This window comes from Ketobacter alkanivorans, assembly GCF_002863865.1.
GTDB classification, from domain to species: Bacteria; Pseudomonadota; Gammaproteobacteria; order Pseudomonadales; family Ketobacteraceae; genus Ketobacter; species Ketobacter alkanivorans.
This window is the reverse complement of record NZ_CP022684.1, coordinates 4,063,531-4,076,986: the sequence shown is the minus strand read 5'-3', so window position 1 is coordinate 4,076,986 and position 13,456 is coordinate 4,063,531. Positions and strand designations below refer to the sequence as shown.

Here is a 13,456-nt window from a genome sequence, read left to right as displayed (position 1 = left end):
ATAAAAAATATAAGAGATCTCATGCTTTGCAACAAAGAAGTGAAGTCTCTCACTGAAAATTCTATACAGCTTGTTGAACTGAATCACATTTTGGCATCTGCGCTGCCCGCAAAGCTGGCTCAGTTCTGCAGAGTAGCCAATTACCGCAACGGCGCCCTGATTCTCGAAACCAGCTCAGGCTCATCGGCGACCCAACTCAAGTTCATGCAACCAAAGATTCATGCATTACTGAAAAAATCCAGTAAATTCAGAGCATTGCAATCCATAAGCATACGAATCGCCGCACCACAGCAAAAACTGGATCGGCATTACAAACGATCTGCTTCGCCGGTATCGGAGCACAATCAAACTTTAATCAGACAAACAGCCGATACGCTCAACGATGGGGACTTGGCCTCATCCATGCGTAAACTGGCAGACACCTTGGAGAACTATGGCAAAAAATGAGCAAATTTCCATATAACCCGATCAAATGACCGGGTTATATGGACGAAAGGAAGGGAATTACAATTTTGCTGGTTAATTAATAGCCCAGCTTGGGTTGGCATAAGAAATCGGAGCAACTTTCTCATCGTCAAAGGTGACGATTTCCCATGCATCCTCTTGCACCAACAGCTCACGCAGCAACTGATTGTTCAACGCATGACCAGATTTAAAGCCCTGGAACTCACCGATCAGACTCTTGCCAAGCAGGTAAAGATCACCAATCGCATCCAGAACCTTATGCTTAACAAACTCATCCTCATAGCGCAGGCCGTCTTCATTCAGAATGCGATAATCGTCTACAACGATAGCATTCTCAACGCTTCCGCCTAACGCCAGGTTACGCTCACGAAGATATTCTATATCGCGCATGAAACCGAACGTACGAGCCCGACTGACTTCCCGCACAAATGACGTGCTGGAGAAATCAAGAGAGATATTCTGGCTGCGGCTTTTGATAACCGGATGATCAAAATCGATAGTAAAGCCAACTTTGAAGCCATTGAACGGCAGGAAGGTAGCCGACTTGTCTCCATCCTTGACCACAACCTTGCGCTTGATGCGAATAAACTGCTTAAGCGCAGGCTGCTCTTCGATTCCAGCAGATTGCAGCAGAAACACAAATGGTCCGGCACTGCCGTCCATTATGGGCACTTCTGGCGCACTCAGATCCACAAAAGCATTATCAATACCCAGACCTGCCATAGCTGATAGCAGATGCTCCACCGTAGAAACACGGACATCACCGTTCTCCAGGGTGGTGGATAGGGTGGTGTCGCCTACATTAAGGGCGTCCGCGTGAATAGTCACAACAGGATCCAGGTCTGTGCGGCAGAATACGATTCCGGTATTCACCGGAGCTGGACGCAAGGTCAAATAGACCTTGTCTCCTGTATGCAGACCAATACCGGTCGCACGGATCGTATTTTTCAATGTGCGTTGTCTAATCATGTCGCTCCACACAAATCAAAGGGTTAAGAGATTAAAAGGCACAAAACCGTAAGTTGCCGCAATATTAGCAGTATCTGTGTATATCACCAAATATTTCGACCAATTCTGTGCGCTTTTTGACCTATTTAATCCGCCTGACGTCGCAAAAATGTAGGAATATCCAAATATTCACGATTTACATCGGTGTCCATCATGGGACGTCGACGCGCCTCGGTTACTGGCTCCCTACGTACACGATCCACGGCAGGCTTATCAAACTGCTTATAGTCTGAGACAGTCTCAACGGGAGACCGTTTAGTCACGCTTTCAACCGCACGCACAGGGCTGGCTTGTTCCGCTACCGCACCCAAGCCGGTGGCCACCACCGTCACTCTCAAATCATCGCCCATGGAGGGATCGATTACGGTACCCACAACAACAGTGGCGTTGTCCGATGCAAATTCTTCCACGGTATCACCCACCTCTGAGAACTCTCCCAGAGACAAGCTCTCTCCCGCAGTGATGTTCACCAGAATACCGCGCGCACCTTGCAGATTTACATCTTCCAGCAACGGACTGCGAATGGCTTTCTCTGCGGCCTCGCGGGCACGATTCTCACCAGAGGCGAAACCGGTTCCCATCATTGCCATACCCATCTCTGACATTACCGTGCGAACGTCGGCGAAATCGACGTTAATCATACCGGGGCGGATGATAAGATCCGCAATACCCTGCACTGCTCCCAGCAATACATCATTGGCGGCCTTGAAGGCATCCAGCAAGCTGGTTTTTGGGCCCAGTACCGACAACAGTTTTTCATTAGGAATGGTAATCAAGGAGTCGACGTTTTCCGTCAGCTCTTTCATCCCTTCCTGAGCCACCTGCATACGCTTGCGACCTTCAAATGGGAATGGCTTGGTAACCACAGCTACGGTGAGAATACCCATTTCCTTGGCAATCTCGGCAACGATGGGCGCGCCACCGGTTCCTGTTCCACCACCCATGCCAGCGGTGATGAACACCATGTCGGAGCCTTCCAGCACTTCACGAATACGCTCACGGTCTTCCAGTGCGGCATCGCGTCCCACGTTGGGGTTAGCACCAGCACCAAGACCCTTGGTTACCGCACCACCCAATTGCAGCAGGGTTTTGGCATTCATGTTTTTCAACGCCTGCGCATCCGTGTTGGCGCAGATGAATTCCACACCATCAACCTGATTGGATAGCATGTGCTCGACCGCGTTTCCGCCGCCACCACCTACACCGACGACTTTGATGACTGCGTTCTGAGGAACGTTATCAACTAATTCGAACATATTTATCTCCCTTCCTTTCAGCTATGGCTTCTCGTGTTGAGAATGTTTAAATCTTCAGTTTGTTTTTTTGCTGCAACCGCTTGTTAGAAGTTGCCTTTTATCCAGGTTTTCATCTTATCCATGAGGCCCGGTTGATCCACTACCGCAACTTTAGGCTGCGTTGCACCACTGGCCACTTGTTTCTGTCCATACTTCAACAGGCCTACGCCCGTTGAGTACATCGGATTCCTTACCATCTCCACCAAACCGGTAACCGCCTGAGGTGACGCCAAGCGCACCGGCATATGAAATATTTCTTCCGCCAGCTCTACCGCACCTTCCATTTTGGAAGAGCCACCAGTGAGCACGATGCCTGCGGCAATCAGATCCTCATAACCGGAACGACGCAGCTCAGCCTGAACCAGCGAAAACAACTCGTCGTAACGAGGCTCCACCACCTCAGCCAGCGCCTGACGCGACAACTCGCGGGGCGGGCGATCCCCCACACTGGCTACTTTTATGGTTTCATCGGGCCCTGCCAGCTGAGTCAAGCAGCAGGCGTATTTAATTTTGATGTCGTTGGCATGCTCAGTGGGTGTTCGCAACGCCATCGCAATATCATTGGTTACCTGATCACCGGCAATAGGAATCACCGCGGTATGTCGAATGGAACCTTCGGTGAATACGGCAATGTCAGTGGTGCCGCCACCAATATCCACCATACAAACACCTAATTCCTTCTCATCATCGGTTAAAACGGCGTAAGCGGATGCTAGCTGCTCAAGAATGATGTCTTCCACTTCCAATCCGCACCGACGCACGCAACGTTCAATGTTCTGGGCAGCATTAACGGCACAGGTAACCAGGTGCACCTTCGATTCCAGGCGAACGCCAGACATGCCCATGGGTTCTTTGATGCCTTCCTGAGAATCAATAATGTATTCCTGGGGCAATATATGCAGAACCTTTTGGTCAGCCGGGATAGGCACCGCTTGGGCGGCGTCAATAACACGCTCCAGATCGGCCCTGGTCACTTCGCGATCGCGAATGGCAACAATACCATGACTGTTCAAGCTGCGAATGTGGCTGCCTGCAATACCGACATAGACCGAGTGAATCTGACAACCAGCCATCAGCTCTGCCTCTTCAACTGCACGCTGAATGGACTGGACGGTGGATTCAATATCCACTACTACGCCCTTCTTCAGGCCACGAGACGGACAGGACCCTATTCCCACCACGTCTATATGACCATCTCCTTTAAGCTGACCGACAATGGCGACCACTTTTGTGGTACCAATATCGAGCCCTACAATCATACGGCTACCCATATTTCTCACTACCCCACTGGACTTTTCCTGTGTACTAACGGGATGGGATTCCCCCAGGCCAAACATGTTACGCAGCGTCTGTGTCACCATCGTCTTTCTTCCACTTGATTGCCAGTCCGTTTTCGTATCGCAAGTCGACTCTAAACAATTTCAGTTTTTGTTGTTCGGTGAACAATCCATATAGTTTGGTAAACCGCTTGAGCTTCTCCACACTATCTTTTTCATCCACGACCAAGGTCAGTCCGTTGTCGAGTTGCGCTTTCCAGGAAATTCGATCTTCCAATTCAAGAGCACTTACTGAAAGACCAATCTCACGCAAAATACTCTGCATTTTGCTGTAACGTTCTGCGATAACCGTAGCTTGATCAGGCTTGCCTATAAAAGTAGGCAAATTTACATCAGGCTGCACGTGTTCTGCAGAAAATATTTCACCTTTTACACTTAAAAATTCACTTTTTCCCCAGTTCGCCACTGGAATGCGTTCCTGAAGATAAACAATCACCGTATTGGGCCATTCTTTTCTTGCATCTGCATAGTCTATCCAGGTTAAAGACTCTGCCGTTTCTTTTAACTTTTCCAGATCAACCGTGAAAAAATCATCTGCAATGTACGGTGACAAAGCTTGCTCTAAAACCGATTGATCGACATTTTTCAGCTCTCCCAATACGCTGATTTTCTGAATCGGGTATTGTGCAAACCAACCATGCAACGCGTTTCGACCGGCAAGAATGCTACCGCAAAGAAAAACAAGCCCAAGCACCCATGAAACCAATCGAACCACTTCACCATCGGACTTGGAATCAGACCGTTTACGTGTACTGGTTTGTTTCTTGGCTTTAGGCATGTCTTTTGTCACGACGCGATACCTTTGGCTGCCAATGCAATCGTTTCAACCAACGCTTCAAAGCTCAATCCTTTGGCCTTGGCCGCCATTGGTACCAAACTGTGGTCAGTCATTCCTGGCACCGTATTAACTTCAAGCAACCAGAAACTTCCATTTTGATCCATCATGGCATCTACTCGCCCCCACCCCTTGCAACCAACTGCGTTAAATGCCTGCAGGCTTAATTGCTGCAATCGGGCCTCATCCTCATCACTAAGCCCGGATGGAATTAAATATTCAGTGGTATTGGACTGGTATTTGGCCTCAAAATCATAAAACTGATTCGGCGTTTTCAACCGTATCACCGGTAATGCCTGATTCGCCAATATGGCACAGGTGTATTCTGCGCCCTCAACCCATCGCTCCAGCAAGATCACATCATCATGCTCCAGAGCTTTATCCACCGCAGCCACTAACTCGGCCTCGGTAGTCGCCCGAGACATGCCAATGCTGGAACCTTCGTGCGGGGGCTTCACCATGATGGCTCCACCCATACTATCCAAAACTCCAGCCAGATCATCGTTTCTCGTAACCGATCTGAACTCGGGCGTAGGCAAACCCAGCCCTGCCCAAATCAACTTGGTTCGCAGTTTATCCATGCCAATGGCAGACGCAGCCACTCCGCTTCCGGTGTAAGGAATACTGAGTATTTCCAACACCCCCTGAATAACACCATCTTCTCCGCCGCGACCATGTAATGCGATAAAGGCTGTGTCGATATTTGCCAGTTGGCTAAACAACTCTTCGTTGAAGCGCACATCAATTCCCACCACATTGGCATTCAGCTTTTGTAACGCTGCAAGAACTGCGTGCCCACTGCGCAACGATATGGCCCGCTCGGCGGACTCTCCGCCGTACAACACACCAATTTTTCCTAAAGTTGCCAATGCGCTCATAGCTAGAACTACACCTCTTTCAACTGGCTGGCGGCCAGTTTGGTTGAAATAGCACCTACGTTTCCTGCCCCTTGGGTAATCAACACATCCCCTGGCAGCAACACGTCTTTTAGAATCTGAGGAATGTGTTGTACATCCTCTACAAAAATGGGATCAACCGCACCACGCTGGCGAATGCTTCGACTCAAACTGCGGCCATCGGCACCAGGCATAGGATCTTCACCTGCGGAATACACTTCCATCAGCAGCAACAGATCGACCTGCGACAATACACTGACAAAATCCTCGTACAGATCGCGAGTACGACTGTAACGATGCGGCTGATACATCATGACAATTCGTCTGTCAGGCCAGGCTCCCCGCGCTGCGTTCAATGTGGCGGCAACCTCTGTTGGGTGATGACCGTAATCATCAACCAGGGTTACAAAACCATCGCCACAAGGGATATTGTCGCAAAGCTGGAAACGACGACCGACACCTTGGAATTTTGCCAGCGCATTAACGATGGCTTTATCGGAAATACCTTCATCGGTGGCAACCGCAATGGCGGCAAGCGCATTAAGAACGTTGTGATGACCAGGAATATTCAACGAAACATTCAACACTCCGGAATGATCCTTGCGCACAACATCAAAATTGGAGCGAGTGCCTTCCATTACGATATTTTCTGCACGCACATCGGCTTCAGCACTGACGCCGTAAGTCACCACTGGACGCGCTACCTGCGGCAGCAAGCTGGTAATCACGGAGTCATCAATACACATCACAGCCAGACCATAGAAAGGCAAATTGTGTAGAAACTGGATAAAAGTATCCTTTAAGCGATTGAAATCACCTCCGTAGGTGGCCATGTGATCCGCTTCGATATTGGTCACGACAGATATCATCGGCTGCAGGTGCAGGAATGATGCATCACTCTCATCTGCTTCCGCTACAAAGTAGCGGCTATCACCTAGCCGAGCGTTGGTACCCGCACTGTTGAGCAACCCACCAATCACAAAAGTCGGATCCAATTCACCCTCTGCCATGATGGAGGCAATCAGGCTGGTGGTGGTGGTTTTACCATGAGTACCCGCTACCGCAATGCCATGTCGGTAACGCATCAATTCGCCCAGCATTTCAGCACGGGGGACCACTGGAATTCGCAGCTCATGCGCTGCCACCAGCTCGGGGTTATCTTCCTTCACTGCGGAAGAAACCACCACCACGCTGGCCTGAGTAATGTTATTTTGATGATGGCCAATAAACACCTTGGCTCCCAGTTGCTCCAAACGCTCAGTGGTATCACTGGCACGAATGTCACTTCCCGTGATCTGGTAGCCTTGATTTAACAGCACTTCAGCAATACCGCACATCCCCGCGCCACCAATGCCGACGAAATGGATCGTACGAATACGACGCATCTCAGGTATCTCAATCATGCGGGATATGGATTTCTTACTGATCACAGGCCACCTCCATACATCGCTGAACCAGCTTCTCAGTGGCACCAGTCATGGCTAAGGCACGTGCCTTCCTTGCCATATCCTGCAATACGTTTCGATCACTCAACAACTCTTTCAACAGATCCGCCAATTTCGTTTCACTTAGTGTTTCTTGCTGCACCAAACGCGCTGCACCAGCAAAGCTTAAATACTCACCGTTGCGTGTTTGATGATCATCGACAGCAAATGGATAGGGAATCAACACCGACGCAACACCCGCAGCTGCCAGCTCGCTAACCGTCAGCGCTCCCGAACGACAAATCACAATATCAGCCCAACTGTACGCATCTGCCATATCCTCAATAAACGGTACAACGTCTGCATCAACGCCAGCGTCACGATAACAGGCGGTCGCTGCCTCCATATTCTTTGCACCACACTGATGCCGCACCACAAACTCAAGCTCAGCTTTAATCGCTGCCAATGCACTTGGCACCAATTTATTCAGCGCAACCGCACCTTGACTACCACCTAGAATCAAAACCCGAATGGCCCCTTGATGCTGTTCATAACGGGCAACTGGCTCACCCATACCTACTATTTCTGCCCGCACTGGGTTACCTGTAAGCTCCACTTTGGGGCTCGCAGGAAAAGCGCCAGGAAAAGCCTGGAACACTCGTGTAGCAATTCTTGCCAGAACTTTGTTGGTAAACCCCGCCACAGCATTTTGCTCATGAATGAAAACAGGGCGCCCACTCAACCAAACGCCTACGCCGGTAGGCCCGGTAACAAAACCACCCATCCCTAGCACCAGATCAGGTTTAAAGCCGCGTACAATCCACATAACCTCGACCACAGCTTTGACGATTTTAAGCGGTGCCCACAGCAGGCGCAGAACCCCTTGACCACGCACGCCAGCCACATCCAGGTATTCGATCTTAATATCGTTCTTGGGCACAACATCTGCCTCAATGCCTTGCCTTGTGCCGATCCATCGCACCTCTACACCCTGACGCTGGAACAGCTTTGCGGCAGCCAATGCAGGAAAAACATGCCCACCGGTTCCCCCCGCTGTCACCAATACCCGGCCAACCTTTCTGTTAGCATTCATAGAACCGGCTCCTTTTTCACATTGGAGCCACTTCTCTTGGCTGGCCTCTTACCTACGCTATTTTTACTGCTGCGTGTATCGTCTTTTCCTGAGCGGGTGCTTTCCGAATCACCCATCTGATTTTCCCGATCCGACCGCATGATGAGCGCTAATACAACACACATCACAATCAAGCTGCTGCCACCATAACTGATAAAGGGTAAGGTAAGGCCCTTTGTAGGCAGTAGCCCGCTGGCAACACCGACATTCACCATAGCTTGCAGCCCAATCAGAGTGGCCAGCCCATAAACCAAGTAAGCATTAAAAAGCTTGCCTAACTTCTCAGCCTCGCGCCCAATTCTTAAAGCAACTACAACCAACACCAGGAACAGGCCTATCACCAACAGATTGCCAAGCAGGCCAAACTCTTCTGCCATTACGGCGAACACAAAATCGGTATGAGCCTCAGGCAGATAGAAAAGTTTCTGTATTGAATTGCCGAGCCCGACACCAGTCCACTCACCCCGACCAAATGCAATCAAACTCTGAACCAGCTGGTATCCTGACGAGTACTGATCCGCCCAAGGGTCGATATAACCAATTACTCGTTTCATTCTGTATTCCGAAGATGCAACTAACGCGTACGCCGCACCGACGCTGCCAAAAACAACCAGCGAAAAGTGAGAAACTTTCACCCCGGCTAGAAAAAGCATCGCAAACACAGATGTCATTATCACCACAACCGCACCGAAGTCTGGCTGTTTTAATAACAATAGAACCATGACCGACAGCACCATGACCGGTTTCAAAAAGCCCCACAAGGTACTGCGAACCTCCTCAACACGACGCACCAAGTATCCTGACACATACATCAATGCACACACTTTAACAATTTCGGAAACCTGAATATTCACCGGACCCATTTGAATCCAGCGAGTACTACCATTTACAGTGCGGCCAATACCCGGCAACAACACCAAGGCAAGCAGCAAATACGCCACTATCAAAAGCGCTCCACTGCTACGCTCCCATACCGCTAATGGAATCTGGTAAACCAAACAACCTACCACGATACCCGCAGCCAAATAGACTCCGTGACGCTGCACAAAAAAGAAAGGCGAACCGTAATTAAGAGATGCCATATCCATAGAGGCTGAAGCCACAAGCACTAAACCAATACACATCAGCATCGAAGCAAGCAACATCAGCCATTGCCGAGGTGACAATATATTCGATTGCGTTGCTAGCGAATCAGACAGGATCATGCTCCCTCCTCAGCGCACACTGCAGCGACAAACTGACGACCACGATCTTCGTAATTCTTAAACTGATCAAATGAAGCGCATGCGGGTGAAAACAACACAACATCACCGTCTTTAACTTCGCCCTTCAGCATCTCCACAGCCTGCTGCATTGTTTCCACAATGCTCAGAGCAGCAACACCTTGCAAAGCATCAGCGAGTATTTTTGCATCACGCCCAAACAACACTGCTTTGGTAACACGCCCCTCTAACGCGCTTTTCAACTCAGTAAAATCAGCGCCCTTAGCATCACCACCAGCAATCAACATTAAGCGACCTTTCGCGCCATCGCTCAGCCCTTTGATAGCCGCCACAGTAGAGCCAACATTGGTTCCCTTCGAGTCATTAAACCAGCTCGCCCCACTCACACTGCCTACCCACTGACAACGGTGAGGCAATCCAGGAAAAGCCCTGATCGCCACCAGAGCATTGCGATAATCCTGCTTAGAAAACTCGGCCACAATGGTCAGACATGCTGCCACATTCAGAAGGTTATGCGCGCCCTTGATATGCAACTCGTCAACGCCAACCACCCGACGCTGCCCATCCATCACTGCGCTGTCATCTTCGCTCACATAAAATCGCCCGTGGGCTTTCGTATCGCCACCAAATGGCAGCAAAGTACGCACACCTTGAATTGGTTTGGATCGATGATCCTTCAACCAATAGACCGCAGCCTCACAACCCTCATATATTCGCTGTTTGGCCATCGCATAATCGTCCAACGAATCGTAACGATCCATATGGTCTTCAGTGACATTCAGATTGACCGCAATTTTCGAACGCAAACTATGAGTAGTCTCCAGCTGGAAACTCGACAACTCCAACACCCAGACATCAACGTTCTCAACTTCAGTCAGGACATCCAGAACAGGCACACCGATATTGCCAGCAACACAGACGCTGTAACCAAGAGCTTCCAGCGCCTTGCCAACCATCGTCACTACTGTGCTTTTTCCGTTGGAGCCGGTAATCGCAATAACAGGCGCATCCACCGACTTAGCAAACAACTCCACATCACCAGAATATGGGACACCAGCGGCAATTGCTTTAGCTATGGCAGGTGTCCTAATGGATATGCCCGGACTGATTACTAGCTCCTGCGCCTTGGTCAGATCAAACTGATCAAGTTCTCCGGTGTATAACTCCACATCTGAAAACTCGCACTTCAGCTGGTCTTTACCTGGAGGCTGTGTGCGCGTATCTATTACAACGACGTCGCAGCCCAGACGCTTTAGAAAACGCACGCAGGAAAGCCCGGACTTGCCCAGGCCAATCACTACATGCTTTGCTTTCAATTTCGCCACGCTGCTCTTCCTTATCTTCTATTGCGCTATCGCAACTTCAGTGTCGATAGTCCGATCAACACCAAAATGACTGTAATAATCCAAAATCGGACAATGACTTTTGGTTCTGCCCAACCTTTTAATTCAAAATGATGGTGAATAGGTGCCATTCTGAATATACGTCGCCCCGTCAGCTTGTATGACGCCACTTGAAGAATCACTGACACTGTTTCCATCACGAACACACCGCCCATGATAAACAGTACGATCTCTTGTCGGGTAATGACAGCAATCACTCCCAAAATAGCGCCCAACGCCAATGCTCCAACATCACCCATAAATACCTGTGCCGGATAGGTGTTAAACCACAAGAACCCCAAACCCGCGCCGACCAATGACCCGCATACCACGATCATTTCACCAGCACCCTTTATATAGGGAAATCCCAGATATCCAGAGAAGCCCGAATGCCCACTTACATAGGCAAACACACCCAAGGCACCACCTACCAACACTGTGGGCATAATTGCCAACCCATCCAAGCCGTCTGTGAGATTGACTGCATTGGAAGTACCAACAATGACAAAATAAGTAAGCACGATATAGAACCAGCCCATATCCAGTGCAACATTCTTAAAGAATGGAACCAGTAGCTTGGTTTCCATAACACTACAATTCATAGCGTCTGATTCAACGCACTCTGGCACCGTAAAATATAAAAAAAGTGCCGCACCCAATCCTCCAACAGACTGCCAGAAGTATTTCCACCTGGCTGGCAACCCTTTAGAGTTTCGCTGCACTACTTTGCGATAATCATCCACCCAACCTACTGCGCCAAACACCAAGGTCACTCCCAATACAACCCACACATAACGATTGTTGAGATCTGACCACAGCAAAGTACTGACAAAAATAGCAACTAGAATCAAAGCCCCACCCATCGTAGGTGTGCCTGCCTTGCTGAGGTGGCTCTGAGGCCCATCACTGCGAACAGATTGACCGATCTGATGATAGCTCAGCCGCTCAATCATCCTCGGCCCAACAATAAATGCAATGGAAAGAGCTGTTAAAACGCCAAGAATCCCACGAAACGTCAGATACTGAAAAACGTTAAAAACGGACGCATACTGCTGTAAATATTCAGCCAACAAGAGCAGCATCAGTTAGTACTCCCCTTGGGTTCCTGACATTGGATCATGTGTTCAATTACCTTTTCCATAGCAGAGCTTCTCGAGCCCTTAATCAGAATTGTTTTATTTCGTTGATCTGCAAGCAAAGCTTCTGCTAAGGCCTGATGATCATCTGCCACCACAAATGCGCCGGCTCCAGAGCTTGCCAGATAACCATCTTTATACAGCGCCGCTTGGTCGCCCACTCCATATATTGTTTTGATACCACGTTGCGCTGCGTAGGCTCCCACTTCTCGATGCAAAGCATCGGAATCAGATCCCAGCTCTGCCATAGCCCCCAGCACCAGACAGGTATCATTTTCCATACTGGCGAGGACATCAATTGCAGAGCGCATGGATTCAGGATTGGCATTATAGGTATCATCAATTACGCACAGATCAGCAAGCTCGCCAACCAACCGCAAACGGCCTGGAACCGCTCTTAACACTGCCAAGCCAGCGGCCATCTGCTCAGCCGTACAACCCAAGGCATGAGTCATTGCAATTGCCGCCAGCGCATTAGTTACGTTATGAAATCCGATTAGCGGAAGATCAAATGCAACCACATCACTCTGAACAGCCACATCAAACCGATACTGGCCTGAATGATTTACCGAAGCAGAAAGCAAACGAACATCTGCTGCTGGATTATCAACGGAGAAAGTCAAACGCTGGCAATGCTTTGTCTGGCCCATGAAGAACTCAGCAAAATCATCATCAAGATTCACTACCGCAACCCCATTTGGAGCCAGCGATTTGTAGATCTCAGCTTTGGCTCTAGCGATATTTTCTATTGAGCCAAAACCTTCCAGGTGCGCAGTGCCAACATTATTAACTAACGCAACATGAGGCTTCACCAAATCAGCAACATAACCGATCTCACCAACATGATTGGCTCCCATTTCAATCACAGCAAATTTGTGCTCTTGCTTCAGACGACATAAGGTGAGAGGAACGCCTATATCGTTATTAAAATTACCTTTGGTGGATAATGTCGGGGCCACTTGCGACAATATAGATGCCACCATTTCTTTTACTGTTGTTTTTCCGCAGCTACCGGTTATCGCAACCTTGCGTGGCGAGAACTGATCCAACCATGCTTGCGACAATCTGCCCAGGCCGATCCTTGTATCTGCCACGACAATTTGCGGGATATTTAAATCACTTTGTACTGAAACCAAAGCGCCTATAGCACCGGCGTTGGCTGCTTTTTCAAGGTACTGATGGCCGTCAAAGTTCTCACCTTGCAGCGCAACGAAAAAATCACCCGGACAGATTGAGCGAGAATCGGTGGACACTTGACTAAACTGTGCGTCATCTCCCACTAACTCCGCACCGATGACCTCCGCCAGACAGGAAAGAAACATA

Annotated in this window: 12 protein-coding genes; 1 reads left to right on the top strand and 11 read right to left on the bottom strand. The window is 49.4% G+C overall.

The annotated features are described in order from the left end of the window. Positions 1-21: 21 nt before the first annotated feature. On the top strand, positions 22-447 hold the full coding sequence (locus Kalk_RS17480; protein ID WP_158643557.1) for a DUF721 domain-containing protein: 426 nt from the start codon (positions 22-24) through the stop codon (positions 445-447). A gap of 72 nt (positions 448-519) precedes the next feature. Here the strand turns inward: Kalk_RS17480 and lpxC are convergent, their stop codons facing one another. The 11 genes from lpxC to Kalk_RS17425 all read right to left on the bottom strand — a co-directional run bounded on the left by lpxC (position 520) and on the right by Kalk_RS17425 (position 13,455). Next, positions 520-1,434, bottom strand: a complete 915-nt coding sequence (lpxC, locus tag Kalk_RS17475; RefSeq protein ID WP_101895473.1) for a UDP-3-O-acyl-N-acetylglucosamine deacetylase — start codon at positions 1,432-1,434, stop codon at positions 520-522. Positions 1,435-1,559: 125 nt separating this feature from the next. Continuing rightward, entirely contained in the window at positions 1,560-2,729 is a 1,170-nt protein-coding gene (gene ftsZ, locus Kalk_RS17470) for a cell division protein FtsZ (protein WP_101895472.1), read from the bottom strand. An 83-nt stretch (positions 2,730-2,812) separates the two neighbouring features. Then, the gene (gene ftsA, locus Kalk_RS17465) at positions 2,813-4,039 is read right to left on the bottom strand and encodes a cell division protein FtsA (RefSeq protein ID WP_101896381.1); all 1,227 of its coding nucleotides are present in this window, start codon (positions 4,037-4,039) and stop codon (positions 2,813-2,815) included. A gap of 67 nt (positions 4,040-4,106) precedes the next feature. Beyond that, on the bottom strand, positions 4,107-4,895 hold the full coding sequence (locus Kalk_RS17460; RefSeq protein WP_101895471.1) for a cell division protein FtsQ/DivIB: 789 nt from the start codon (positions 4,893-4,895) through the stop codon (positions 4,107-4,109). Beyond that, positions 4,892-5,818, bottom strand: coding sequence for a D-alanine--D-alanine ligase (locus tag Kalk_RS17455; RefSeq protein WP_101895470.1), 927 nt, complete (start codon positions 5,816-5,818; stop codon positions 4,892-4,894). Before Kalk_RS17455 ends, Kalk_RS17460 begins: the two co-directional genes overlap by 4 nt. 8 nt (positions 5,819-5,826) lie before the next feature. Continuing rightward, on the bottom strand, positions 5,827-7,263 hold the full coding sequence (gene murC, locus Kalk_RS17450; RefSeq protein WP_407656834.1) for a UDP-N-acetylmuramate--L-alanine ligase: 1,437 nt from the start codon (positions 7,261-7,263) through the stop codon (positions 5,827-5,829). Continuing rightward, positions 7,256-8,353, bottom strand: a complete 1,098-nt coding sequence (gene murG, locus Kalk_RS17445; RefSeq protein ID WP_101895469.1) for an undecaprenyldiphospho-muramoylpentapeptide beta-N-acetylglucosaminyltransferase — start codon at positions 8,351-8,353, stop codon at positions 7,256-7,258. The genes murC and murG overlap by 8 nt, the downstream gene beginning before the upstream one ends. Further along, the gene (gene ftsW, locus Kalk_RS17440; protein ID WP_101895468.1) at positions 8,350-9,597 is read right to left on the bottom strand and encodes a putative lipid II flippase FtsW; all 1,248 of its coding nucleotides are present in this window, start codon (positions 9,595-9,597) and stop codon (positions 8,350-8,352) included. The genes murG and ftsW overlap by 4 nt, the downstream gene beginning before the upstream one ends. Then, a complete protein-coding gene (gene murD / locus Kalk_RS17435; RefSeq protein WP_158643556.1) occupies positions 9,594-10,940 on the bottom strand; it encodes a UDP-N-acetylmuramoyl-L-alanine--D-glutamate ligase in 1,347 nt (448 codons plus the stop codon). The genes ftsW and murD overlap by 4 nt, the downstream gene beginning before the upstream one ends. Before the next feature lie 26 nt (positions 10,941-10,966). Then, positions 10,967-12,079 (bottom strand): phospho-N-acetylmuramoyl-pentapeptide-transferase, encoded by a 1,113-nt coding sequence (gene mraY, locus Kalk_RS17430; protein ID WP_101895466.1) that lies wholly within the window; start codon positions 12,077-12,079, stop codon positions 10,967-10,969. Further along, positions 12,079-13,455, bottom strand: coding sequence for a UDP-N-acetylmuramoyl-tripeptide--D-alanyl-D-alanine ligase (locus tag Kalk_RS17425; protein WP_158643555.1), 1,377 nt, complete (start codon positions 13,453-13,455; stop codon positions 12,079-12,081). Before Kalk_RS17425 ends, mraY begins: the two co-directional genes overlap by 1 nt. Position 13,456 lies beyond the last annotated feature (1 nt).

What these genes read in the sequence shown, in the direction of transcription:
- Kalk_RS17425 (WP_158643555.1), bottom strand. Translation starts at nt 13,455, where the DNA reads ATGTTTCTTTCCTGTCTGGCGGAGGTCATCGGTGCGGAGTTAGTGGGA.
- Kalk_RS17455 (WP_101895470.1), bottom strand. Translation starts at nt 5,818, where the DNA reads ATGAGCGCATTGGCAACTTTAGGAAAAATTGGTGTGTTGTACGGCGGA.
- Kalk_RS17480 (WP_158643557.1), top strand. Translation starts at nt 22, where the DNA reads ATGCTTTGCAACAAAGAAGTGAAGTCTCTCACTGAAAATTCTATACAG.
- ftsA (WP_101896381.1), bottom strand. Translation starts at nt 4,039, where the DNA reads ATGGGTAGCCGTATGATTGTAGGGCTCGATATTGGTACCACAAAAGTG.
- lpxC (WP_101895473.1), bottom strand. Translation starts at nt 1,434, where the DNA reads ATGATTAGACAACGCACATTGAAAAATACGATCCGTGCGACCGGTATT.
- mraY (WP_101895466.1), bottom strand. Translation starts at nt 12,079, where the DNA reads ATGCTGCTCTTGTTGGCTGAATATTTACAGCAGTATGCGTCCGTTTTT.
- ftsW (WP_101895468.1), bottom strand. Translation starts at nt 9,597, where the DNA reads ATGATCCTGTCTGATTCGCTAGCAACGCAATCGAATATATTGTCACCT.
- murG (WP_101895469.1), bottom strand. Translation starts at nt 8,353, where the DNA reads ATGAATGCTAACAGAAAGGTTGGCCGGGTATTGGTGACAGCGGGGGGA.
- ftsZ (WP_101895472.1), bottom strand. Translation starts at nt 2,729, where the DNA reads ATGTTCGAATTAGTTGATAACGTTCCTCAGAACGCAGTCATCAAAGTC.